A 21111-nucleotide genomic window follows, 5' to 3' on the forward strand; every position below is an offset into this window, starting at 1 on the left:
ATGTCGGTGTCCGACGTCGGATAATGAGAGCTGAACCCGTGAAAAAGCTTCTTCTGATCAGTGCAGCTTCCTTGGTGATTGCCGTTCCCGTCGCGACCGCCGCCTCGAGCGATGGCTGGCTTGGAGGGCTGTTATCCGGCCGCACGGAGGTTGCCCAGAATACCGCGCCTCCGGCGACGCCGGTGCCGGTCAAGCCGCTGACCTCGGCGACCGCCGTCCCGTCCAGCCCGTCCGAAATCAAGCTGTCCTTTGCGCCCTTGGTGAAGGCCGGCGCGCCCGCAGTGGTCAACGTCTACGCCGCGCGGGAAGTCACGCCGCAGCGCTCGCCCTTCGCCAATGATCCCTTCTTTGAGCAGTTCTTCGGCCGCCAGTTGCCGCAGCAGCGCCCGCGCGTCCAATCTTCGCTCGGCTCCGGCGTCATCGTCGACGCCTCCGGCATCATCGTCACCAACAACCACGTGGTGGCCGATGCGGACGAGGTGAAGGTCGCGCTGAGCGATGGCCGCGAATACCAGTCGAAGATCCTGATGCGGGACGAGCGGGCCGATCTTGCCGTCCTGAAGATCGACGACGACAAGCCATTCCCGGCGATGCCAATCGCCGATTCGGATGCGCTCGACATCGGCGACCTCGTGCTCGCGATCGGCAATCCCTTCGGCATCGGCCAGACCGTGACCAATGGTATCGTCTCGGCGCTGGCGCGCACGCATATCGGCGTCAAGGATTTCGGCTACTTCATCCAGACGGATGCGGCGATCAATCCCGGCAATTCCGGCGGCGCGCTGATGGACATGCGCGGCCAGCTGGTGGGCGTCAACACCGCGATCTTCTCGCGTTCGGGCGGCTCCAACGGCATCGGCTTCGCCATTCCCTCGAACATGGTGCGCGTCTTCGTCGAGGCCGCCAAGAAGGGCGGGCGGTTCGAGCGTCCGTTCATCGGCGCGAGCTTTACGCCGGTCACCCCGGATGTCGCCGAGGCGCTGGGTCTGGAACTGCCGTCGGGCGCCCTGGTGCAGGACGTCGTCGACAGCGGCCCTGCCGGTGCGGCGGGACTGAAGGCCGGCGACGTCGTCCTGGCGATGGACGGCTTCCCGATCGGCGATCCCGATGCGCTCGGCTACCGCCTGGCGACGTCGGGCATCGGCAGGAGCGTGAAGCTCGACGTTCTCTCCGCCGGCAAGCGGGAGGAACTGGCGATGGCGCTCGAGGTCGCGCCGGAGGTGCCGGCCCGCGATGTGAAGATCCTCGAAGGCGAGACGCCGTTCTCGGGCGCGACCGTTGCCAACCTGTCGCCGCGCGTCGCCGACGAGCTGGACTTGGCACCCACGTTGAAGGGCGTGGTCGTGACCGAGGTGGCCGAACGCTCCTTTGCCGCCCGTTTCGGCTTGCAGCCGAAGGATGTGATACTGACGCTGAACGGCAAGGACGTCACCTCGACCGAGATGCTCGAAGGGATGGCGCAGAACACGCGCCGCGGCTGGAAGTACGAGATCGAGCGTGACGGCAAGACATTGCGGCAGGTCGTCCGCTAACACGGGGTTGGGGCAGGCGGCATGAGCGATCTCTTTGGGGCGGTGAAGCAGCCGGACGGGCAGGCGGCACGCCCCGATCGACCGGGCATGCCGGAGCCCGCCCGACCGCTCGCCGACCGGCTCCGCCCGAAGACGCTGGACGAGGTCGTCGGCCAGGAACATCTGACCGGTCCGACCGGCGTCATGACCCGGATGCTGTCGACCGGCACGCTCGGCTCGATGATCTTTTGGGGGCCGCCGGGCACCGGCAAAACAACCGTCGCGCGGCTGCTGGCCGGGCAGGTGGACTTCGCCTTCGAGCAGATTTCGGCTATCTTCTCAGGGGTCGCCGACCTCAAAAAGGTGTTCGAGGCCGCGCGCCTGCGCCGCTCCAACGGGCGCCAGACCCTGCTCTTCGTCGACGAGATCCACCGCTTCAACCGCGCCCAGCAGGACAGTTTCCTGCCGGTGATGGAGGACGGCACCGTCGTCCTCGTCGGCGCGACGACGGAGAACCCGTCCTTCGAGCTCAACGCCGCTCTTTTGTCGCGCGCCCGGGTTTTGACCTTCCATCCGCACGATGCGACCAGCCTTGCCCAGCTCGTCGCCCGCGCCGAGGCGATCGAGGACCGCGCGCTGCCGCTCGACGCGGCGGCGCGGGAAGTCCTGCTCCGCCTTGCCGACGGCGACGGCCGTGCCATCCTGACGCTCGCCGAGGAGGTCTGGCGTGCGGCCCGGCCCGGCGAGGTGTTCGATGCCACCGAGCTCCAGACCATCGTCCAGCGCCGCGCGCCGGTCTACGACAAGGGCCAGGACGGCCACTACAACCTGATCTCGGCGCTGCACAAATCCGTCCGCGGCTCGGATCCGGACGCCGCACTCTACTACCTCTGCCGCATGCTCGACGCCGGCGAGGACCCGCTCTATCTCGGCCGCCGCCTGGTGCGGATGGCGTCGGAGGACATCGGCCTTGCCGACCCGCAGGCGCTGGTCATCGCCAGCGCCGCCAAGGACGCCTACGACTATCTCGGCTCGCCGGAGGGCGAGCTGGCGCTGGCGCAGGCGACCGTCTACCTAGCCACCGCCCCAAAATCCAACGCCGTCTACACCGCCTATAAGGCCGCGATGCGCGCCGCCAAGGAGAACGGCTCGCTGCTGCCGCCCAAGCACATCCTCAACGCCCCGACCAAGCTGATGAAGGGCGAGGGCTACGGCACCGGCTACCGCTACGACCACGACCAGCCCGACGCCTTCTCCGGCCAGGACTACTTCCCCACCGAACTCGGCCGACAGAGCTTCTACCGCCCGGTCGAGCGCGGCCTAGAAGCGACGCTGAAGAAGCGCATGGACCATTGGGCACGGCTCCGGGTGGAGCGGGGCGAGGCGTAGGGTTGGGGCAGGGCGCTGGGCAGGGGTATGTCCGGGCGGGGCCGGAGTAGGTGCCGCGGTTGAGAGTGTGTGCGGATGCGGGTGAGGTGCGGATATAGAGAAGGTGCGGATCGGAATAAGTGGTGTGGAGTAAGTCCGGGTGGGGCAGGTGCCGGTTCGGAATAGCTGCTGAAACGACCAACGCCGAGCTAGACAGGGCCCAAACCTCTCAGCTTCGTCATCCCGGACTTGATCCGGGATCCATTCCAAGCCGTTGAACGCGCTCTTTCCGGTGGACATTCCCCTTCTGAAGCGGACCATCTGATTCGAGCGTAGAGGAATGGATCCCGGGTCAAGCTCGGGGTGACGAAGCTGAAGGGTTGGCCACACCCCGGATACCTAAACCATAGGTTAGAGTGACAAAGCGGAGAGGTCCACCGCGATACCGTTCCCAGCGGATCAAGTCCGGGATGGCAAAGCTAGGGGGGCAGCCGCAATTCCCACTCCCCAACCCCCTCCCTTCGTTCGACAGCCCCGCGATCAGCCGCTAAACCTCGCCCGCCCAAAACCCCGAGAACCACTCCATGCTGCGCCAAATCATCCTCGTCGCCGTTGGTGGTGCCGTCGGCTCCGTCGCCCGTCACCTCGTCGGCGTGGCCAGCCTGCGCCTCTTCGGTCCGGGCTTTCCCTACGGCACGCTGATCGTCAACCTCGTCGGCGCCTTCGTCATGGGCGTCTTCATCGAGATCCTCGCGCGGCGCTTCGGCGGATCGACCGATCTGCGTCTGCTGATCGCCACCGGCGTGCTCGGCGGCTTCACCACTTTCTCGTCCTTTGCCCTCGACACGGCGGTGCTCTGGGAGCGCGGCGAGCTGGTTTCGAGCTTCGTCTATGTCGCCGTGACGCTCATTCTCGGCCTTGCCGCGCTCTTTCTCGGTCTCGGTCTCGCGCGAAACTTCGCCTGATGCTATCTGCAGGGCTAACGAAGAAGGTGTTAAGCGCATGGCGGTGGTCGAACAGATAAAGGTCGAAGAGGACGAAGCGGGGCTTCGCCTCGACCGCTGGTTCAAGCTGCACTATCCCGGGCTCGGTTTCGGCCACCTGCAGAAGCTCTTGCGCTCCGGCCAGGTCCGGGTCGATGGCGGCCGGGTGAAGTCGGACACGCGCATCGCGCCGGGCCAGATGGTGCGCATCCCGCCGATCGGCGCGGACGCCGCGCGCGGCAAGACCGCGCCGCTGACGACCAACCTGATGAAGGGCCGCGAGGACGACGACGTCCTGCGCCAGATGCTGATCTACGAGGACGAGAAGGTGCTCGTCTTCAACAAGCCCGCCGGCCTTGCCGTGCAGGGCGGCTCGGGCATCGCCCGCCATGTCGACGACATGCTGGAGGCCTGGCGCAACAAGCGCGGCGAGAAGCCGAGGCTCGTCCACCGGCTCGACCGCGACACCTCCGGCGTCCTCGTCGTCGCCCGCACGCGGAGCGCTGCGGTGTTCCTCACCAAGATGTTCCGCGAGCGCGACACCAAGAAGACCTATTGGGCGATCGTTAAGGGCGTGCCGGTCCCGAAGGAGGGGCGGATCTCGACCTACCTCGTCAAGGAGGAGACGCCGGACGGCGACCGCATGCGCGTCGCCAAGCACGGCGACCGCGGCGCCGACCACGCGCTGTCGAACTACCGCGTCATCGACCAGGCCGCACAGAACTTCGCCTGGGTCGAGTTCGAGCCCTATACCGGCCGCACCCACCAGCTGCGCGTCCATGCCGCCCATATCGGCATCCCGATTCTCGGCGATCCCAAATACTTCGAGCACGACACCAACTGGGACTATCCCGGCGGCGTGCAGAAGCGCCTGCACCTCCACGCCCGGCGCATCGCCATCCCGCATCCCGATGGCGGCGTGATCGAGCAGATGGCGCCGCTGCCGCCGCACATGGTGCAGACCTTCAACCTCTTCGGCTTCGACGAGTCGCAGACCGGTGACTGAGATGAAGCTCGTCCTCTTCGACTGCGACGGTACGCTGGCGGACAGTTTCGGCCTGATCTGCGAGGCGATGCGGCTGACCTTCCTCGAGCACGGCCTTGCTGCGCCTGAGGATGCCGCGACGCGCGCGATCATCGGCCTGTCGCTGCACACGGCGATCCAGGATCTCGCACCAACGGCGCCGCCAGCGCTGATCGAGGCGATGGTCGCGAGCTACCGCACGAACTTCCGCGCCACCCGGGAGGATCCGGCGTTTCGCGAGGCGCTGTTTGCCGGCATCAAGCCAATGCTGGACGATCTGGTTCGCCGCAAGGATGTCCGGCTCGGTCTCGTCACCGGCAAGACCCGGCGCGGCGTCGATGCGGTGGTGTCGGCGCATGCGCTGGAGGGCATGTTCAAGGCCATCCGCACGGCTGATGACTGCCCATCCAAGCCGCATCCCGCGATGGTGCTGGAGTGCTGCGCCGAGCTCCGCATCGATCCGGCCGCGACGATCGTCGTCGGCGATGCCATCCACGACATCGGCATGGCGCTCGCCGCCGGCGCCGAGGCGATCGGCGTGCCCTGGGGCGCCGCCTCGCCGGAAATGCTGCTGGATGCTGGTGCCGCCCGCATTGCCGCCGACGTTCCCGATCTCGCCGCGCTCCTCGACGCCTGGATCGACGGACGCTGGTCGCCCGATCAGGCGGCCTTCGCCTGATCCCGTTCCCCTGACCGCCTGAGAAGACCCGATGTCCGATACCCCGAAGATCAGCCGCCCCGAGCTGCCGAAGCGCTTTTACACGGACGTCACCGTCTCCGCGGTCGAGGCGAGCGCTCCGGGCGAGCCAAGCTCACCGGGCGAGCCGAGCTCACCGGGCGAGGGCGGGTTCACTGTCCTGCTCGACGGCCGGACGCTGCGCACGCCGTTGCGGCGGCCGCTGATCGTTCCGGCGCAGCGTCTTGCCGAAATCCTGGCAGCCGAATGGGCGGCGCAGGGCGAACGGATCGACCCCGCCACGATGCCGATGACCCGCCTCGCCAGCACGGTCATCGATGGTGTCGCCGACGACACAGCGGGCGTGCGCGCCGATCTCGCCGGCTATGTCGAGACCGACATGCTCTACTACCGCGCCGGCTATCCCGACCGGCTGGTCGAGCGCCAGCGCGCGCTGTGGGATCCGGTGGTCGCCTACGCCGAAAGCCGGCTCGGCGCGCGCTTCCTGCTGGCCGAGGGGGTGATGCATGTCGCCCAGCCGCCATCCTCCATAGCGGCTTTCCGTGCGTGGATCGATGCGGTCGAGCATCCGTTTGTGGTCGCCGCGCTGCACCAGATGACGACGCTGACCGGCTCGGCGCTGCTGCCCTACGCTTTTGCCGAGGGCCATCTGGACCTCGACGAGACCTGGGCCGCCGCGCATGTCGATGAGGACTGGAACATCGGCCTCTGGGGCACCGACGCCGAAGCCGAGGCCCGCCGCGCCAACCGCTTCGCCGACATGCGCACCGCCGCCGAGGTACTCGCAGCGCTGAAGGTCGGCCGAGCGGCCTAAGCCTTAAGTCCGCCGCGGTTCGAGCCCGTCGGAGCCCGACAGCGGCGGCGCGCCGTGCCCGGCGTTGAAGGCCGCGAGCAGGGGCCTCGACCAGGCGATAACCTGAAGTCCCACGACCGCGCTGACCACCGCCAGCATCGGCAGAGTGAGGAAGGTCGCCAGGAACAGGTCGTCACCGTAATTGCCGAACACCCGGCGAAAGGCGATGCCGCTGAACTCGAACAGGATGGCATGGCTGCAGAAGATGAAGAACGTATAGGGTTCGAGCCAGGTGCAGAAGCCGGCGAAGGATGACCTGCGCACCCATTCCGTCAGACGCCAGAACGCCGCGGCCATCGTGATTCTCAACAGGATATCGAGGCTTGTGCGCAGGCTATCGTTCATCTCGCCGATCGGGACGCGGTCGATGCGCAGAGTGAGGTAGATGGCGGCCATTACGAGGAGGCCCCAGGAGAGCGGACGGGCCATGCGGTCGATGGCCGCCTCGTCATTTCCTGCCACCCGCACCCACATGCCGACCGCGAAAAACAGCAACAGCGAGGGCCGCTGCAGGATCATCAGCGGATCGCCGAGCATGGTGAAGGCCAGGAGTGCGATCATCGTCGCCAGAGGCTTGCGCTGAAGGCCGAACAGCACCACCGGCGCCAGCAGAACGCAGACGAAGAGATCCCGCAGAAACCAAAGCGGCACCACCGCCGGCCACTCGGTCAGCGCCAGAAGCGCATTGCCAAGGCCCAGCGGCGTTAGATCCGGCAGGTTGTCCCATTTGCCGGTGAGGATGCCGTAGACGACCAGCAGCGCCAACATCACGAGGTTCCATGCGACCAGCGGCACGACCAGCGTCTTGAACTTCGACGCATACAGCTGCCGGGCCCCGAGCTTGCTGTAGGTCGACACGATGAGATAGCCGGACACTAGGCTCAGCAGCGACACCGAGCTGAGGCCGATGATCCTGGTCATCAAGAAGTAGAAGATGTCGAAGGCGCCCGCACTGCGGAGATAGACGTTGTCGGCGACGCCTTGCGGCACGTGCACGAAGGTCATGCAGACGATGCACATCGCACGGGCGATGCGGATCCGGTCGGAGAACGACGACCGAATTTTCGGCGTGGATTTCGGCAGGCCGGAAGCGGCAATCGCGCTCATGGGTGCGCCTTTCACATCTGACGCCCATGCAAGACCCGGTCGCGGCTCCTGCAGGGTTTGTTCCGGAGTGGGGGACAGGCGTGCCCCCGAACACCTCGCCTCGTCCGCTCTACGGACGAAGACCAAGATAATGACAAGGTCTAATTACTAATTGCTGCAGTGCGACATGGCCAGCCCAAAGTTGCGAATTGGCTCGTTTCGTTACCCCAAAGATCTCCGCGCCATTGATGCTCTCCGGTGCAAGTCTTTGAGATCGCGAGAGAATGCGCCGATCTTCTTGTGCCCGCATCAGCGTGGATCTGGCGCAAAGGCGTGCCCATTTGAATCGATCAGTAGGCCGAAAGTAGAGATCCAGCGAGGCTGCTGCCCCGTTCCGGGCCCTTGAGGCCCATGCTAGACCGACGGAGTCTAACTGCTGGGGCTCTGCCATGAAGGACGTCATCGTCGAACTCGAACGCCGCCGCGAGCGCGCTCGCCAGGGCGGTGGCGCGCAACGGATCGAGGCCCAGCATGCCAAGGGCAAGCTGACGGCGCGCGAGCGCCTAGCGGTCTTCCTCGACGAGAACTCCTTCGAGGAGTTCGACATGTTCGTCGAGCACCGCTCTACCGATTTCGGAATGGAGGAGAGCCGCATCGCCGGCGACGGCGTCGTCACCGGCTGGGGCACGGTCAACGGGCGCACCGTCTTCGTCTTCGCCAAGGATTTCACCGTCTTCGGCGGCTCGCTGTCGGAAGCGCACGCCGAGAAGGTGCAGAAGATCCAGGACATGGCGCTGCGCAACCGGGCGCCGATCATCGGCTTCTACGATGCCGGCGGCGCGCGCATCCAGGAGGGCGTCGCCGCGCTCGGCGGCTATGCCGAGATTTTTCAGCGCAACGTGCTGGCCTCCGGCGTCATCCCGCAGATCTCGGTGATCATGGGCCCTTGCGCCGGCGGCGACGTGTACTCGCCGGCGATGACCGACTTCATCTTCATGGTCCGCGACACCAGCTACATGTTCGTCACCGGCCCCGACGTCGTGAAGACCGTCACCAACGAGACCGTGACTGCCGAGGAACTCGGCGGCGCCTCGGTGCACACGCGCAAATCCTCGATCGCCGACGGCGCCTATGACAACGATGTCGAGGCGCTGCTCGAGATGCGCCGCCTCGTCGACTTCCTGCCGGCCTCCAACACCGCGGCGGTACCCGAACTGCCGTTCACCCAGTCGGCGACCGAGATCGACCTGTCGCTGGACACGCTGATCCCGGACAGTGCCAACAAGCCCTACGACATGAAGGAGCTGGTCCGCAAAACGCTCGACGAGGGCGACTTCTTTGAGATCCAGGAGGCCTTCGCCGCCAACATCGTCACCGGCTTCGGCCGGATCGAGGGGCGCACCGTCGGCGTCGTCGCCAACCAGCCGATGGTGCTGGCTGGCGTCCTCGACTCCGACGCCTCGCGCAAGGCTGCCCGCTTCGTGCGCTTCTGCGACTGCTTCTCGATCCCGCTCGTCACCTTTGTCGACGTGCCCGGCTTCCTGCCCGGCACGGCGCAGGAGCAAGGCGGGCTCATCAAGCACGGCGCGAAGCTGCTGTTCGCCTATGCCGAGGCGACGGTGCCGAAGGTCACCGTCATCACCCGCAAGGCCTTCGGCGGGGCCTATGACGTGATGGCATCGAAGCACCTGCGCGGCGACGTCAACTATGCCTGGCCGACGGCGCAGATCGCGGTGATGGGCGCGCGCGGCGCGGTCGAGATCATCTACCGCCGCGACCTCGCCGACACCGACAAGATCGCCGCCCTCACCAAGGCCTACGAGGACCGCTTCCTCTCGCCGTTCGTCGCCGCCGAGCGCGGCTATGTCGACGAGGTCATCCTGCCGCACTCCACCCGCAGAAGGGTCTCGCGCGCGCTCGCCATGCTGCGCAACAAGGATTTGAAGAACCCCTGGAAGAAGCACGACAACATCCCGCTGTGAGGGGATAGTGGGGCGTTACCTGCGATCGCGCCTGAACGGCCCGACTGGCGGCATCGGCGTTTGGACGGCCCGGCCGTCCACGACCTCGATCACCGTTCGGCTGCCGTCCCATGCCATCAGGACATGCTGACCTGGCCGGGCCCGCAGAATTGTGTCGGCTATGTCGTCGGCCCGTCCGAGGATGTCGGGCTGCCTGTTATGGGGAAGCGCGACGATTGCCAGGCCTCTGCCGGAAAGGTTCTGCTGGCTCGCGATGTTCTTGTCGTTGGTCAGAAGAACTGAAAAGCCGAGCCTCTCAAGCAGGGCAATCAACTGCCCGTTCCGAATGCCGAACCACTCACGCGGGAAGCGGCTCGCATCGATGCCGAGGTCTGTGAGCGCCGGGACGAGACGGCGCGGCACGCCTTCGTCGAGCATTACCTTCATGCCGCGGCAGCGGGCCGGATGAGGGCGGACGACGTCAGCTCCAGCACCCGGATCACATCGCTGCGGCAGAGCGACTCGTAGTCTTCCAGGATCTCATCGACGGTCATCCCGTCCGCGAGGTTTTCGAAAAGCACTTCGACCGGCACCCTCGTGCCGCGAAAGACAAGCGCACCGCCCATGATCTCGGGATCAGCGGTAAGGAGATCGTTCAGGCTCGGCTGCTGATCCATGGCAGTTCTCCGGGAATGTTGAACCTTCCCTTGAACCTACGCCCTGAGGGCAGCCGTTTCAAATCAAGCTGCGCGATGCTTAGATTCCCGCGAACCAGTCGTAGCCGTTGTCCTCCCAGTAGCCGCCGCGGCCGGAGCCGAAGCCGGCGAAGCTGTCGACGAGTTCGATGCCGGCGATGTATTTCGACATCTTGTAGCCGAGCTGGCGCTCGACCCGCACGCGCAGCGGCGCGCCGTTGGCGACCGGCAGCGTTTGACCGTTGAGGCCGTAGGCGAGGATCGTCTGGGCATGATGGGCGTCGACGAGATCAATCGAGCCGTAGAACTGCACCGGCCCGGTGAAGCTGACGCCATAGCTGTCGAAGCAGTGGAAGACGACGAAGCGCGCCTCGGGCTTCACGCCGGCGGCGTCGAGGATGGGGCCGAGCGGCGTGCCCGTCCATTTGGCGATGCAGCTCCAGCCCTCGACGCAGTCGTGCCGGGTGATCTGGGTTCGCGCCGGCATCGCCCGGATTTCGTCCAGCGACAGGCTCAGCGGCTTCTCCACCAGCCCGGTAACGGACAGGCGATAGTCCTTGTAATTGTTGGAAACGTGCGTGAGGTAGGCCTCGTCCTGCGGATCGGTCGAGCCGTTCGGGCGCTGCGGCTGGCGGATCTCGCTCTCGGAGAACTCGGTGGCGAGGTTGTCGCTGCCGAGGAGCAGGCGCTGCGCCCGGTAGGTCAGCGAATTGGCGTATTCGAGCACGCTGCGCACATCGCTGCGGCCGGCAATATCGAAGCAGCCGCTGAGCGGCGCAGCGGCGGCGACCACGGCAGAGCCGGTGAGGAAGCGGCGGCGGGAAAGCTGCAGGGCGGCCATTACTTTGCCTCCGGATCGGTGCGGTACCAGCCGGTGACGATCGAGCGCAGCTCGTTCAGGGGGCCAGCGGCGATCACCATGAGAATGTGAACGACGAAGAACAGGACGAGCGCCAGCATCACCAGGAAGTGGATCGTGCGGGCCGTCTGGCGGCCGCCGAAGACGTCGACCAGCCAAGGCGCGAAGGCGTTCATGCCCGGCGACATCGTGAGCCCGGTCAGGATCATCAACGGCAGTGCCACCAGCAGCACGCCGGCATAGGACAGTTTCTGCAGGACGTTGTATCTCCGGCCGTGGTGGAAGCGCAGCCGTGCGTGGTCGGCGACGTCCTGCGGCAGCTGCCGCAGATCGGTCGGCGTCGGCACCACGTCGCGGCGGAAGTGTCCGTTGACGAGACTCGCCACCAGCCAGACCAGCAGCGTCGCGACCAGAATCCAGGCGAAGAAGAAATGCACCACGCGCCCGGTGCCAAGGTCGCGGTAGGAGGGGATGGTCATCCAGCCCGGAAAGGTCTTGCCCTCGAGATTGCCGTCGACCCAGATAGCGCCGAGCCAGCCGGTGGTGTCGAAGCGGTAGCCGAAGATTTCGGTGACGCCCCGCATGTTCGGCCCGTCGAAGCCGGCGCCGATGGTCAGAAAGGAATTGTCGAAGCCGAAGCCTGACTGGATGCCGAGATAGAGGTCCGGCCGCGCCATGAAGATCTGCAGGCCGGAGAGCAGCAGGAAGAACAGGCAGATCGCCCACAGCCAGTGCGTCACCCGCGTGCTGAGGAATTGCTTGTAGACCAGGGGTCCCTTGGGTCTTGTGGCCATGCTCGAAGGTCTCCGGCAGACCTTTTGCTGCCCTTCTTGTCATGATCGCAACCGGCGATCAGCGTCAAGCAGGGCGCCGTCACAAGCCAAGGAGCCCGTTTACGATTTCGTGTGCGGCCAGCGCCGACGCGGGCCTAGGCGCCTGTCCCCAATCGCGTTTCAGCCATTTTAATCAGGTGCTTCGAGCGGCATTCCTCAGAGACCGGTCGAGGCTCTGGCGAAAGCGCGAGCGGTCGGCGGGGGTGAACACGGCATTGTAGCCCTTGCTCTCGCCGGTCTCGCGCAAATGCTGGCTGAAGGCCCGCATCGACAGCGCCGTGCCGATGCTCTCTGGCGTAAAGTCGCGGCCATTAGAGTTCAGCACCAGCGCGCCTTTCTCCAAAGCGCGGGCGGCCAGCGGAATGTCGGCGGTGACGACGACGTCGCCGCGTACCGCCTGCTCGACAATCCAGTCGTCGGCGACATCCGCCCCAGCGGTGACTGTGACGATGCGGGCAGAGGGATAGCGCGACGGTCGCATGCCGCCGTTCGACACCAGCACGCATTCCGCGCCATGCCGCTCGGCGATCTCCAGCGCTTCGTCCTTCACCGGGCAGGCATCGGCGTCGATGTAGAGAATGGTCACGTCGGCGGGTTCCTTGTGGGCTGGTTCTGACATAGCCGCCCCTTAAGCGTTCTGCCATGGTCGGGCATGGCCGTTTCCCCCGCGATTCCCGACAGCACGCCGTCCGAGATCAAGCTCGGCATCCTTCTGGTGACGCTGGCCGCCTTGCTGCTGCCGGTGCTCGACGCGTCGGCGAAATATCTCGGCGAGAACCACGGGCTGCCCGCCGTCGAGATCGCCTTCGTGCGGTTCGCCCTGCAGGCGCTGCTCTCGCTGCCGCTGCTGCTCTGGCAGGAGGGCATCGGCGGGCTGCGGCCGAGCGATCTCGCCTTGAACCTCTTTCGCGGCGTGCTGCTGGCCTTCGGCAGCTACCTGTTCTTCAAGGCGCTGACCGCGATGCCGATCGCCGATGCCATCGCGATCTTCTTCGTCGAGCCGATGGTCATCACGCTCCTTTCGGCGCTGATGCTGAAGGAGACGATCGGCTGGCGCCGCTCGCTTGCCGTCCTCACCGGCTTCATCGGCGCCGTCATTGTCATCCGCCCGAATTTTGCCGTGCTCGGACCCATCGCCACCTTGCCGGCGCTCAGCGCCGTCTGCGTCGCCGTCTACCTGGTGCTCGGGCGAAAGCTGTCGCGCGGCAGCTCGCCGCTCTCCATGCACTTCTACGCCGGCATCGGCGGCACGCTCTTCCTCGGCGCCGTTCTCGCCACCGGCGCCTGGCTCGCGGTGCCGGAACTGACGATGGTGATGCCGGTCGGTTGGCTCAGCTGGAGTCTTCTCTTCCTGATCGGACTCGTCGGCATGGTCGGCCATCTGATGTTCGGCTACGCCTACCGCATGGCGCCGGGCTCGGTGCTGGCGCCTTTCGGCTATTTCGAGATCGTCACCGCCACGCTTTTCGGCCTCGTCCTGTTCGGCGATTTCCCGGATGCGATGAAGTGGCTGGGCATCGCGATCATCATCGCCTCCGGCATCTACATCGTCTGGCGCGAAAGCATTGTCCGTCGGCGGGACCTCGATGAAGCCGGTGATGCAACGCCGCTGTTCCCATCGACGCTGCCATAAAGCTGTTTTCTATTAGCGGCCTCGAGAAGTCTACTGATGTTAGATAAGAGGCGCCCTGACGACTTTCGGCTTCGGCAAGCAACGCTTTTTGGTACAGTCTCAGCCCCGAGCAGCGTCTCGCAACTTTGGTCCGACTTGCCGAGCGCCGAGCGACCGGCCAGAACTTGTCCGGTCGTGCCGCGCCGGAGAAAGTCCATGTTCCAGAAGATCCTGATCGCCAACCGCGGCGAAATCGCCTGCCGCGTGATCAAGACCGCGCGGCGGATGGGGATTGCCACCGTCGCCGTCTATTCGGACGCCGACGCGGACGCGCTGCATGTCGAGATGGCGGACGAGGCGGTCCACATCGGCGCGTCGCCGGCCACCGAGAGCTACCTTCTCGGCGCACGAATCCTGGAGGCTTGCAGGCAGACCGGCGCCGAGGCGGTCCATCCCGGCTACGGCTTCCTCTCCGAAAACGCCGAGTTCTGCGAACGCCTGGAAGCGGAAGGCATCGTCTTCATCGGCCCGAAGCCCAAGGCGATCCGGGCCATGGGCGATAAGATCCAGTCGAAGCTTTTCGCCAAGGCCGCCGGCGTCAGCGTCGTGCCCGGCCATCTCGGCGTCATCGCCGATGCCGACGAAGCGGTGGGGATCGCCGACGGTATCGGCTACCCCGTGATGCTGAAGGCCTCCGCCGGCGGTGGCGGCAAGGGCATGCGCATTGCCTGGAACGAGGCCGAGTGCCGCGACGGATTCGAGCGGGCCCGGTCGGAAGCCGCGTCCTCCTTCGGCGACGACCGGCTCTTCGTCGAGAAGTTCGTCGTCGACCCCCGTCACATCGAGATCCAGGTGCTCGGCGACGCCCATGGCAACGTCATCCACCTCGGCGAGCGCGAATGCTCGATCCAGCGCCGGAACCAGAAGGTCGTGGAGGAGGCGCCCTCGGTATTCCTCGACGCCGCGACGCGCGCCGCCATGGGGGCGCAGGCCGTCGCGCTCGCCAAGGCGGTCGACTACCAGAGCGCTGGCACCGTCGAGTTCATCGTCGATGCCAATCGGAACTTCTATTTCCTCGAGATGAACACGCGGCTGCAGGTCGAGCATCCTGTCACCGAGCTCGTCACCGGCATCGACCTCGTCGAGGAGATGCTGCGGGTTGCCGCCGGCGAGACGCTGCGCCTGACCCAGGACGACGTCCGCCTCGATGGCTGGGCGGTCGAGAGCCGGATCTATGCCGAGGACCCGTTCCGCAGCTTCCTGCCCTCGATCGGCCGGCTGACCCGCTACCGCCCTCCAGCCGAGGGGGCGCTCGGCGAGGCGACGGTGCGCAACGATACCGGCGTCACCGAGGGCGCCGAGATCTCCATGTTCTACGATCCGATGATCGCCAAGCTTTGCACCCATGCCGAAACTCGGGAAGGCGCGATCGGGGCGATGATCGCTGCCCTCGAGCGATTCGAGATCGGCGGCATCGCGCACAACATTCCGTTTCTCTCGGCGCTGATGCGCCATCCCCGCTGGCAGGAAGGGCGGCTGTCGACCGCCTTCATCGCCGAGGAGTACCCAGAAGGTTTCTCCCGTCCGCCGCTCGGTGATGCCGCCCGCCGCCGCGCGGCTGCTTTGGCCGTCGCCATCGAGATCACCGAGCAGCAGCGTCTGGCCCGCCACGCTGACCGGTTGCGGCCGGCCGGGGCGGGGGCTTCGGCCTTCGAGGTGAATATCGACGGCACCTATGTCGCCGTGCAGCTGGCGGGCCCTTCGGATGGCGCGGCGCTGGCGCTGACGGTCGATGGCGTCGCCATGCTCCTTGCCGGCCGGCCGGTCCACGGCGAGGGCCATGTCGCGCTCGAACTCGACGGCGTTCCGGTCTACGCGCAGGTCCGAACCTCGCCGAAGGGTGTTTCCATCCTCATCGACGGCTTCTGGATCCTCACCCGCACCCTGTCGCCCGCCGTTGCCGCGCTCGACCGGTTGATGCTGGTCAAGCTGCCGCCGGATACGTCGAAACTCCTGCTCTGCCCGATGCCCGGGCTCGTCGTCTCGATTCTCGTGGCGGAAGGGCAGGCGGTGAAGGCAGGCGAGACGCTCGCCGTCGTCGAGGCGATGAAGATGGAGAACGTGCTGCGCGCCGAGCGCGATCTCGTCGTCGGTCCGGTCCGCGCCGCCGCCGGCGATACGCTGGCGGTCGACGCGGTGATCATGGAATTCGCCTGATTCTCAAACGTCGCCAGCAAGAGGCACGTCGACCGTCGCCCCGAACACGTCCTCGAAACTCTCACGCAGGACGCGGTCCACATCCGGCATCGACACCGGCAGGCCGAGATCGACGAGGCTGGTGACGCCGTGGACGCGGACACCGCAAGGCACGATGCCGCCGAAATGGTCGAGGTCGGGATCGACGTTGAGGCTGATGCCGTGGAACGTCACCCATTTGCGCAGGCGGATGCCGATCGCGGCGATCTTGTCCTCGGCCATCCCGCCATCCGGCATCAGCGGCCGGTCCGGCCGCCGCACCCAGACGCCGACCCGGTCCTCGCGCCGCTCGCCGCGCACCTGGAAGCCGTCGAGCGTTCCGATGATCCAGTTCTCCAGCGCCGAGACGAAGGCGCGCACGTCCTGCCGCCGGCGCTTCAGGTCGAGCATGACATAGGCCACCCGCTGTCCGGGCCCGTGATAGGTGTATTCGCCGCCTCGGCCGCTCGCATGCACGGGGAAGCGCTGGGGATCGACGAGGTCGCCGGCGTCTGCGCTGGTGCCAGCGGTGTAGAGCGGCGGGTGCTCGACCAGCAGCACCGTCTCCGGCGCCGCGCCTGAAGCTATTCCCGCCACACGGGCCTCCATGAAGGCCACGGCGTCTTCATAGCCGGTCAGGCCGTCGAAGATCAGCCATTCCACCGGCGGCGCGCCGGCAATCGCATGAAACTGCCGGGCTTCGACATTGAGGCGCGGCGAGGCGGGCAGGGGAAGAGCGTCCATGCCTCTATCTAGCGATCGTGGCGGCTGGGGAAAAGCAGGCCGTCGCGACGAATATCCAAGAAGCTGCGTAATTCGGCTTGTGCCCGTGCCGGGGGTTTGTTACATGCCCGCAGCCGGTCGGAAACGAGCGGTGAACACGGTGTGCGGCCGTGGCGGAATTGGTAGACGCGCAGCGTTGAGGTCGCTGTGGGGCAACCCGTGGAAGTTCGAGTCTTCTCGGCCGCACCAGTTTTCTCTGACGGGAAAACTCGAAGTGTTCGGTACATTCCGGTCTACCAACCGGAATGCCAGTGCAACAGAAAAGCCGGGTGTCTCACGACCCCGGCTTTCTGCATTTCGGGCCGGCGTGCATGAGGGTGCGTCGCCCTGTTCGGAGCGGCCAGGCGGCTGCCGGCGAAAGGACGAGAGTTTGGCCTCGCATTTCCAGCATCCCCTGCGGGCGAAAGCCCTGATCTTCGACATGGACGGCACGCTCCTCCTGTCGGCCGCCGTGTTCGAGCGGATCTGGCGGCAGTGGGGCGAGGAGAACGGCATGGACGGCGAGGCGATCATCGCCGTCGCGCACGGCCGCCGGATGATCGACACCGTGCGCGAGGTCTGCCCGCCCGGGCTCGATCCCGACGCTGTCGCCGCCGAACTCAGCCGGCAGGAGCGCGAGGACGTCGAGGGAATCGTCGCCATTGCGGGCGTCGCAGCCTTCCTCGCCTCGATTCCCGCCGACCGCTGGGCCATCGTCACCTCTGCCGACCTCGATCTTTGCCGCATCCGCCTCGCGGCCGCTGGCATCACGCCGCCGGATGTTCTCATCACCGCCGAGGACGTCACGAAGGGCAAGCCGGACCCGCAAGGCTATCTCGAGGCTGCCCGCCGGCTCGGCGTCGCGCCGGCCGACGCGATCGTCTTCGAAGACGCCCCGGCCGGCATCGCCGCCGGCAAGGCCGCCGGTTCCCCGGTTCTCGTCATCGCCTCCATGCTGAAGCCGGAGGCCCTCGGCGGGGAAAACTGGAGCCTCGACTATACCGGCCTCTCCGTCTCCGTCGGCGCGGATGGCGATCTCACCATCGAGGCCGGCACCGCGCCAGCCGCCTAGCGCCGGAGAGCGCTGGAAGCACTGTGCACGGCCTTGCTTCCAGCCTGCCGCGAGTGTTCTGAACGCTTCTCGCCGGGAAGCGGAAAAGCGGTTTCCTATTTCGGTTGCCATGTTCTAAGCCCAAGCTGATTTGCAAGCGGCGTCAGGAGGGCGGCCATGGCTGAGCTGAAGCCCGAGAGCGACGCGCTGGACGCCCGCATCCCAGGCGTCGCGGTCCCCGAGACTGGCGAGGCGCGTCGCGAGATCTACGACGCCGACGGCGACTTCGATTCGGGCTTCCTGCACAGCGTCACCGAAGCGCTGTCGAGGGATGATGCGGAGCACCTGAAGCAGGACGTCGGCTCGCTGCACGAGTCCGAGCTCGGCGACCTCCTGGAGCATCTGAGCCAGGACGATCGCCAGTCCCTCGTCCGCCTGATGGGCGACGAGTTCGACTACACCGCGCTCACCGAGGTCGACGAGGCGATTCGCCTGCAGATCGTCGGCGCGATGCCGAACGCGCAGATCGCCGAGGCGGTGCGTGAGCTCGATTCGGACGACGCGGTCTACATCCTCGAGGACATGGACGAGGACGACCGCAAGGAGATCCTCGACCAGCTGCCGTTCCGCGAGCGCGTCCGGTTGCGCCGGGCGCTGGAATATCCGGACGAATCGGCCGGCCGGCGCATGCAGACCGAGTTCGTCGCGGTGCCGCCGTTCTGGACGGTCGGCCAGACCATCGACTACCTCCGCGAAGAGGACGGCCTGCCCGACAATTTCTCGCAGATCTTCGTCGTCGACCCCTCCTTCAAGCTGCAAGGCGCCGTCGATCTCGACCGGATCCTGCGCGCCCGCCGGCCGGAGACGATCGACGAAATCATGCACGAGACGCGCCATGCGATCCCGGCGGGCATGGACCAGGAAGAAGCCGCGCAGATCTTCGAGCAGTACGATCTCCTGTCCGCCGCGGTGGTCGACGAGAACGAGCGTCTCGTCGGCATCCTGACCATCGACGACGTCGTCGATGTCATCCAGGCCGAGGCCGAGGAGGATCTCCTGCGGCTCGGCGGCGTCGGCGACGAGGAGCTGTCGGACACCGTGCTGACGACGGTGCGCTCGCGCTTTCTCTGGCTGTTCATCAACCTCGGCACCGCGATTCTTGCCTCGCTGGTTATCGGCCTCTTCGACGCGACCATCGAGCAGATGGTGGCGCTGGCCGTGCTGATGCCGATCGTCGCCTCGATGGGCGGCAATGCGGGAACGCAGACCATGACGGTGGCGGTGCGCGCGCTCGCGACGCGCGACATCGACATCTACAACGCCGGACGGGTGGTGCGCAGGGAGCTCCTGGTCGGTCTCATCAACGGCGTCGTCTTTGCGGTGATTATCGGTGTCGTCGCCGGTCTCTGGTTCGAGAATGCCGGGCTCGGGCAGGTCATCGGCCTTGCCCTGATCATCAACATGATCGCCGCCGCGCTCGCCGGCATCCTCATTCCGCTGGTGCTGGACCGGGTCGGCGCCGACCCGGCCATCGCCTCAGGGACCTTCGTGACGACGGTCACCGACGTCGTCGGCTTCTTCGCCTTCCTGGGCCTTGCCGCCTGGTGGTTTGGCATCGGCGGCAGCTGACGCTGCCGCCGCCGGCTTACGCTGTGGCGCGGCGGTCCTTGGTCCAGGGTCCGACGGCGCGGATCTCATCCTCGTGCCCTTCCTCGCGAAAGGTTTCCGCTTCGGCCGCCGCCGTCCAGTCGCGCATGGCCGGCAGGTCGAGGAGCGTCGGCGCGTAACCGGCGGCGGCGCCGGTGATGACGAGGCCGAAGGTCTTGATGCGGAAGGCGACCGGCGCGAAGAAGGCGTCGGCGGCGGTGAAGCGCTCGCCCGCGAGATACGGTCCACCGAAACGCGACAGTCCCTCGTTCCAGAGCGCCGACAGCCGGGCGAGATCGGCGGTGACCGCGGCGGAGGGTGAGGGCAGGCTGACCGTCAGCCCGACATTCATCGGACAGGCATTCCGCAGCGCCGAAAAACCCGAATGCATCTCGGCCGCTGCCGAGCGGGCGAACGCGCGGGCCTCCCGGTCCGCCGGCCAGACGGCGGGATGGCTCTCGGCAAGGTACTCGCAGATCGCCAGCGAATCCCAGACCAGCAGGCCGCCATCGTCGAGACACGGAACCTTGCCGGTCGGAGAGAAGTCGCGGGGCGGGGCGTCCGGGCCATAGGCGAAGGGCCGCATCCGCTCCTCGAAGGAAATGCCCAGCGTCTTCATCAGCACCCAGGGCCGCAGCGACCAGGACGAGTAGTTCTTGTTGGCGATGTAAAGCGCGAGCATTGGCGTCTTCTCCGTGGGGTCCCGTGGGCATCCTTCGGTCGGGTGGCTCCATCCCTGCAACGGGAGATGATCCGGAGTCTAGAACACGTTGTTTGGGCTACTGCCTTTCGGGCGCAAACCGGGGGGGCGGCGACCTTCTGCGCGAGGGGGGGGCGGCGTAGTTCGGCGATGTCTGTGAAAGCGTGAGCTCAGCCTCACCGCCATGGAAGCGATCAGCGTATCTCTTCAGAGGAAACAGTCTTTCTTACCAGTTGAACTCTCTGCCCTGATTTGCCATACCTTGGGGATCGAACCGGCGGAAAGGCTTGGTCATGTGCGGCATCGTCGGACTGTTCCTGAAGGACAAGGCGCTGGAGCCGCAGCTGGGCGGCCTTCTCTCGGCCATGCTGGTCACGATGACCGACCGCGGCCCGGATTCCGCCGGTATCGCCATCTACGGCGCGCCCGCGGACGGGATGGCGAAGATCACCGTGCAGTCGGCGCGGCCGGACGCCGACTTTCCGGCGTTGCAGGCACGCCTCGCCGAGTTGACCGGTGGGACGGCAAGCCTGATCCGCAAGAGCTCGCACGCCGTCGTGACGCTCGATCACCTGCATTTCGGTCCGGTCCGAGAGGCGCTAAGGCAGTTTTCGCCGACGCTTCGCGTCATGGGGACCGGCGACAGCGTCGAGATCTACAAGGAAGTCGGGCTGCCGCGGGACGTCGTCTCCCGTTTCGGCGTAGCCGGGATGGCGGGAACCCACGGCATCGGCCACACCCGCATGGCCACCGAATCCGCCGTCACCACCATGGGCGCGCATCCGTTCTCGACCGGTGCCGACCAGTGCCTCGTCCACAACGGCTCGCTGTCGAACCACAACAATCTCCGCCGCACGCTGGTGCAGGAGGGCATGACCTTCGAGACCCAGAACGACAGCGAGGTCGCCGCCGCCTACCTCACCGCCGAGATGGGAAGGGGCAAGGACCTCGGCGAGGCGCTGACCTCGGCGCTCGACGATCTCGACGGCTTTTTCACTTTCGTCGTCGGCACGAAATCCGGCTTCGGCGTTCTGCGCGACCCTATTGCCTGCAAGCCGGCGGTGATGGCCGAGACCGACCGCTACGTCGCCTTCGGCTCCGAATACCGGGCACTGGTCGACCTGCCGGGCATCGAGACCGCCCGCGTCTGGGAGCCCGAGCCGGCCACGGTCTATTTCTGGGATCACCGCACGGCCGCCTGAGCCTCTTTCTGCCCCGCGCGTTTCAAGGATCT

The 21111-nt window shown here is 66.4% G+C and carries 19 protein-coding genes, 1 tRNA gene and 3 pseudogenes; 15 read left to right on the top strand and 8 right to left on the bottom strand.

Going from position 1 to position 21111, the window contains the following annotated elements; genetic code table 11:
• The first annotated feature begins 23 nt into the window (after positions 1 to 23).
• From ACZLZY_RS09250 to ACZLZY_RS09275, 6 genes are all read left to right on the top strand, one after another.
• Positions 24 to 1532, top strand: coding sequence for a DegQ family serine endoprotease (locus ACZLZY_RS09250; protein WP_472933238.1), 1509 nt, complete (start codon positions 24 to 26; stop codon positions 1530 to 1532).
• A gap of 21 nt (positions 1533 to 1553) precedes the next feature.
• Positions 1554 to 2900 carry a replication-associated recombination protein A gene (locus ACZLZY_RS09255; protein WP_472933240.1) on the top strand — a complete coding sequence of 449 codons (1347 nt, stop codon included), beginning with the start codon at positions 1554 to 1556 and terminating at the stop codon, positions 2898 to 2900.
• Positions 2901 to 3463: 563 nt separating this feature from the next.
• The gene (gene crcB / locus ACZLZY_RS09260; RefSeq protein ID WP_472933241.1) at positions 3464 to 3844 is read left to right on the top strand and encodes a fluoride efflux transporter CrcB; all 381 of its coding nucleotides are present in this window, start codon (positions 3464 to 3466) and stop codon (positions 3842 to 3844) included.
• A 37-nt stretch (positions 3845 to 3881) separates the two neighbouring features.
• The gene (locus tag ACZLZY_RS09265) at positions 3882 to 4868 is read left to right on the top strand and encodes an RluA family pseudouridine synthase (RefSeq protein ID WP_472933242.1); all 987 of its coding nucleotides are present in this window, start codon (positions 3882 to 3884) and stop codon (positions 4866 to 4868) included.
• A gap of 1 nt (position 4869) precedes the next feature.
• Positions 4870 to 5565, top strand: coding sequence for an HAD-IA family hydrolase (locus ACZLZY_RS09270; protein WP_472933243.1), 696 nt, complete (start codon positions 4870 to 4872; stop codon positions 5563 to 5565).
• A gap of 31 nt (positions 5566 to 5596) precedes the next feature.
• Positions 5597 to 6397, top strand: a complete 801-nt coding sequence (locus tag ACZLZY_RS09275; protein ID WP_472933245.1) for an ATP12 family chaperone protein — start codon at positions 5597 to 5599, stop codon at positions 6395 to 6397.
• A gap of 3 nt (positions 6398 to 6400) precedes the next feature.
• Here ACZLZY_RS09275 and ACZLZY_RS09280 read toward each other — a convergent pair whose 3' ends face one another.
• Positions 6401 to 7543, bottom strand: a complete 1143-nt coding sequence (locus ACZLZY_RS09280) for an acyltransferase family protein (protein ID WP_472933246.1) — start codon at positions 7541 to 7543, stop codon at positions 6401 to 6403.
• 428 nt (positions 7544 to 7971) lie between these two features.
• On the opposite strand from ACZLZY_RS09280, the gene ACZLZY_RS09285 reads away from it, so the two are divergent.
• On the top strand, positions 7972 to 9504 hold the full coding sequence (locus ACZLZY_RS09285; RefSeq protein ID WP_472933247.1) for an acyl-CoA carboxylase subunit beta: 1533 nt from the start codon (positions 7972 to 7974) through the stop codon (positions 9502 to 9504).
• Between the two features lie 15 nt (positions 9505 to 9519).
• Here ACZLZY_RS09285 and ACZLZY_RS09290 read toward each other — a convergent pair whose 3' ends face one another.
• From ACZLZY_RS09290 to ACZLZY_RS09310, 5 genes are all read right to left on the bottom strand, one after another.
• Positions 9520 to 9921: a hypothetical protein gene (locus ACZLZY_RS09290; protein ID WP_472933248.1), complete on the bottom strand. Its 402-nt coding sequence runs from the start codon at positions 9919 to 9921 to the stop codon at positions 9520 to 9522.
• Between the two features lie 5 nt (positions 9922 to 9926).
• On the bottom strand, positions 9927 to 10160 hold the full coding sequence (locus tag ACZLZY_RS09295; RefSeq protein WP_472933249.1) for a DUF433 domain-containing protein: 234 nt from the start codon (positions 10158 to 10160) through the stop codon (positions 9927 to 9929).
• 79 nt (positions 10161 to 10239) lie between these two features.
• Entirely contained in the window at positions 10240 to 11019 is a 780-nt protein-coding gene (locus ACZLZY_RS09300; protein ID WP_472933250.1) for a molybdopterin-dependent oxidoreductase, read from the bottom strand.
• Positions 11019 to 11831: a cytochrome b/b6 domain-containing protein gene (locus ACZLZY_RS09305; RefSeq protein WP_472933251.1), complete on the bottom strand. Its 813-nt coding sequence runs from the start codon at positions 11829 to 11831 to the stop codon at positions 11019 to 11021. Before ACZLZY_RS09305 ends, ACZLZY_RS09300 begins: the two co-directional genes overlap by 1 nt.
• A 172-nt stretch (positions 11832 to 12003) precedes the next feature.
• Complete coding sequence (locus tag ACZLZY_RS09310; RefSeq protein WP_472933252.1) at positions 12004 to 12489, bottom strand: YaiI/YqxD family protein; 486 nt, start codon at positions 12487 to 12489, stop codon at positions 12004 to 12006.
• 33 nt (positions 12490 to 12522) lie between these two features.
• Between ACZLZY_RS09310 and ACZLZY_RS09315 the strand changes: the two genes are divergently transcribed.
• The 4 genes and pseudogenes from ACZLZY_RS09315 to ACZLZY_RS09330 form a co-directional block, all read left to right on the top strand.
• Complete coding sequence (locus ACZLZY_RS09315; protein ID WP_472933253.1) at positions 12523 to 13503, top strand: DMT family transporter; 981 nt, start codon at positions 12523 to 12525, stop codon at positions 13501 to 13503.
• A gap of 195 nt (positions 13504 to 13698) precedes the next feature.
• Positions 13699 to 15061, top strand: a pseudogene (locus ACZLZY_RS09320) (acetyl-CoA carboxylase biotin carboxylase subunit); the annotation flags it as partial.
• Between the two features lie 44 nt (positions 15062 to 15105).
• Positions 15106 to 15411, top strand: a pseudogene (locus tag ACZLZY_RS09325) (hypothetical protein); the annotation flags it as partial.
• Positions 15412 to 15429: 18 nt separating this feature from the next.
• A pseudogene (locus ACZLZY_RS09330) lies at positions 15430 to 15699 on the top strand (acyl-CoA carboxylase biotin carboxyl carrier protein subunit); the annotation flags it as partial.
• A 3-nt stretch (positions 15700 to 15702) separates the two neighbouring features.
• Here the strand turns inward: ACZLZY_RS09330 and lipB are convergent.
• A complete protein-coding gene (gene lipB, locus ACZLZY_RS09335) occupies positions 15703 to 16461 on the bottom strand; it encodes a lipoyl(octanoyl) transferase LipB (protein ID WP_472933254.1) in 759 nt (252 codons plus the stop codon).
• A 143-nt stretch (positions 16462 to 16604) separates the two neighbouring features.
• Here lipB and ACZLZY_RS09340 point away from each other — a divergent pair.
• The 3 genes from ACZLZY_RS09340 (at position 16605) to mgtE (ending at position 19159) form a co-directional block, all read left to right on the top strand.
• Positions 16605 to 16689, top strand: a tRNA-Leu gene (locus ACZLZY_RS09340).
• Positions 16690 to 16870: 181 nt separating this feature from the next.
• The gene (locus ACZLZY_RS09345; protein ID WP_472933255.1) at positions 16871 to 17551 is read left to right on the top strand and encodes an HAD-IA family hydrolase; all 681 of its coding nucleotides are present in this window, start codon (positions 16871 to 16873) and stop codon (positions 17549 to 17551) included.
• Between the two features lie 156 nt (positions 17552 to 17707).
• Entirely contained in the window at positions 17708 to 19159 is a 1452-nt protein-coding gene (gene mgtE / locus ACZLZY_RS09350) for a magnesium transporter (protein WP_472933256.1), read from the top strand.
• A gap of 16 nt (positions 19160 to 19175) precedes the next feature.
• On the opposite strand, the gene ACZLZY_RS09355 is transcribed toward mgtE, so the two are convergent.
• Positions 19176 to 19859, bottom strand: a complete 684-nt coding sequence (locus ACZLZY_RS09355; RefSeq protein ID WP_472933257.1) for a glutathione S-transferase family protein — start codon at positions 19857 to 19859, stop codon at positions 19176 to 19178.
• A gap of 311 nt (positions 19860 to 20170) precedes the next feature.
• On the opposite strand from ACZLZY_RS09355, the gene ACZLZY_RS09360 reads away from it, so the two are divergent.
• Entirely contained in the window at positions 20171 to 21079 is a 909-nt protein-coding gene (locus ACZLZY_RS09360) for a class II glutamine amidotransferase (protein WP_472933258.1), read from the top strand.
• The last annotated feature ends 32 nt before the right edge of the window (positions 21080 to 21111 follow it).

Source organism: Mesocryomonas lacus (assembly GCF_055730135.2).

What these genes read in the sequence shown, in the direction of transcription:
- ACZLZY_RS09250 (WP_472933238.1), top strand. Translation starts at nt 24, where the DNA reads ATGAGAGCTGAACCCGTGAAAAAGCTTCTTCTGATCAGTGCAGCTTCC.
- ACZLZY_RS09255 (WP_472933240.1), top strand. Translation starts at nt 1,554, where the DNA reads ATGAGCGATCTCTTTGGGGCGGTGAAGCAGCCGGACGGGCAGGCGGCA.
- crcB (WP_472933241.1), top strand. Translation starts at nt 3,464, where the DNA reads ATGCTGCGCCAAATCATCCTCGTCGCCGTTGGTGGTGCCGTCGGCTCC.
- ACZLZY_RS09265 (WP_472933242.1), top strand. Translation starts at nt 3,882, where the DNA reads ATGGCGGTGGTCGAACAGATAAAGGTCGAAGAGGACGAAGCGGGGCTT.
- ACZLZY_RS09270 (WP_472933243.1), top strand. Translation starts at nt 4,870, where the DNA reads ATGAAGCTCGTCCTCTTCGACTGCGACGGTACGCTGGCGGACAGTTTC.
- ACZLZY_RS09275 (WP_472933245.1), top strand. Translation starts at nt 5,597, where the DNA reads ATGTCCGATACCCCGAAGATCAGCCGCCCCGAGCTGCCGAAGCGCTTT.
- ACZLZY_RS09280 (WP_472933246.1), bottom strand. Translation starts at nt 7,543, where the DNA reads ATGAGCGCGATTGCCGCTTCCGGCCTGCCGAAATCCACGCCGAAAATT.
- ACZLZY_RS09285 (WP_472933247.1), top strand. Translation starts at nt 7,972, where the DNA reads ATGAAGGACGTCATCGTCGAACTCGAACGCCGCCGCGAGCGCGCTCGC.
- ACZLZY_RS09290 (WP_472933248.1), bottom strand. Translation starts at nt 9,921, where the DNA reads ATGCTCGACGAAGGCGTGCCGCGCCGTCTCGTCCCGGCGCTCACAGAC.
- ACZLZY_RS09295 (WP_472933249.1), bottom strand. Translation starts at nt 10,160, where the DNA reads ATGGATCAGCAGCCGAGCCTGAACGATCTCCTTACCGCTGATCCCGAG.
- ACZLZY_RS09300 (WP_472933250.1), bottom strand. Translation starts at nt 11,019, where the DNA reads ATGGCCGCCCTGCAGCTTTCCCGCCGCCGCTTCCTCACCGGCTCTGCC.
- ACZLZY_RS09305 (WP_472933251.1), bottom strand. Translation starts at nt 11,831, where the DNA reads ATGGCCACAAGACCCAAGGGACCCCTGGTCTACAAGCAATTCCTCAGC.
- ACZLZY_RS09310 (WP_472933252.1), bottom strand. Translation starts at nt 12,489, where the DNA reads ATGTCAGAACCAGCCCACAAGGAACCCGCCGACGTGACCATTCTCTAC.
- ACZLZY_RS09315 (WP_472933253.1), top strand. Translation starts at nt 12,523, where the DNA reads ATGGCCGTTTCCCCCGCGATTCCCGACAGCACGCCGTCCGAGATCAAG.
- lipB (WP_472933254.1), bottom strand. Translation starts at nt 16,461, where the DNA reads ATGGACGCTCTTCCCCTGCCCGCCTCGCCGCGCCTCAATGTCGAAGCC.
- mgtE (WP_472933256.1), top strand. Translation starts at nt 17,708, where the DNA reads ATGGCTGAGCTGAAGCCCGAGAGCGACGCGCTGGACGCCCGCATCCCA.
- ACZLZY_RS09355 (WP_472933257.1), bottom strand. Translation starts at nt 19,859, where the DNA reads ATGCTCGCGCTTTACATCGCCAACAAGAACTACTCGTCCTGGTCGCTG.
- ACZLZY_RS09360 (WP_472933258.1), top strand. Translation starts at nt 20,171, where the DNA reads ATGTGCGGCATCGTCGGACTGTTCCTGAAGGACAAGGCGCTGGAGCCG.